Annotated in this window: 1 rRNA gene; it reads right to left on the bottom strand. The window is 56.3% G+C overall.

The window, feature by feature from the left end:
• Window positions 1–1,390, bottom strand: a 23S ribosomal RNA gene (locus AC27LF_RS45420); the annotation flags it as partial.

Here is a 1,390-nt window from a genome sequence, read left to right on the forward strand (position 1 = left end):
GGACAAGCCCTCGGCCTATTAGTACCGGTCACCTCCACCAGTTACCTGGCTTCCAGATCCGGCCTATCAACCCAGTCGTCTACTGGGAGCCTTACCCCATCAAGTGGGTGGGAGTCCTCATCTCGAAGCAGGCTTCCCGCTTAGATGCTTTCAGCGGTTATCCCTCCCGAACGTAGCCAACCAGCCATGCCCTTGGCAGAACAACTGGCACACCAGAGGTTCGTCCGTCCCGGTCCTCTCGTACTAGGGACAGCCCTTCTCAAGACTCCTACGCGCACAGCGGATAGGGACCGAACTGTCTCACGACGTTCTAAACCCAGCTCGCGTACCGCTTTAATGGGCGAACAGCCCAACCCTTGGGACCGACTCCAGCCCCAGGATGCGACGAGCCGACATCGAGGTGCCAAACCATCCCGTCGATATGGACTCTTGGGGAAGATCAGCCTGTTATCCCCGGGGTACCTTTTATCCGTTGAGCGACGGCGCTTCCACAAGCCACCGCCGGATCACTAGTCCCGACTTTCGTCCCTGCTCGACCCGTCGGTCTCACAGTCAAGCTCCCTTGTGCACTTACACTCAACACCTGATTACCAACCAGGCTGAGGGAACCTTTGGGCGCCTCCGTTACCCTTTAGGAGGCAACCGCCCCAGTTAAACTACCCATCAGACACTGTCCCTGATCCGGATCACGGACCCAGGTTAGACATCCAGCACGACCAGACTGGTATTTCAACGACGACTCCCACCGAACTGGCGTCCGATGCTCAAAGTCTCCCAGCTATCCTACACAAGCCGAACCGAACACCAATATCAAACTGTAGTAAAGGTCCCGGGGTCTTTCCGTCCTGCTGCGCGAAACGAGCATCTTTACTCGTAGTGCAATTTCACCGGGCCTATGGTTGAGACAGTCGAGAAGTCGTTACGCCATTCGTGCAGGTCGGAACTTACCCGACAAGGAATTTCGCTACCTTAGGATGGTTATAGTTACCACCGCCGTTTACTGGCGCTTAAGTTCTCAGCTTCGCCCACCCGAAAGTGAGCTAACCGGTCCCCTTAACGTTCCAGCACCGGGCAGGCGTCAGTCCGTATACATCGCCTTACGGCTTCGCACGGACCTGTGTTTTTAGTAAACAGTCGCTTCTCGCTGGTCTCTGCGGCCACCCCCAGCTCAGAGCGCAAAGCTCATCACCAGGAATGGCCCCCCTTCTCCCGAAGTTACGGGGGCATTTTGCCGAGTTCCTTAACCATAGTTCACCCGAACGCCTCGGTATTCTCTACCAGACCACCTGAGTCGGTTTAGGGTACGGGCCGCCATAAAACTCGCTAGAGGCTTTTCTCGACAGCATAGGATCATCCACTTCACCACAATCGGCTCGGCATCAGGTCTCAG

It is taken from the genome of Streptomyces diversicolor (assembly GCF_057537855.1).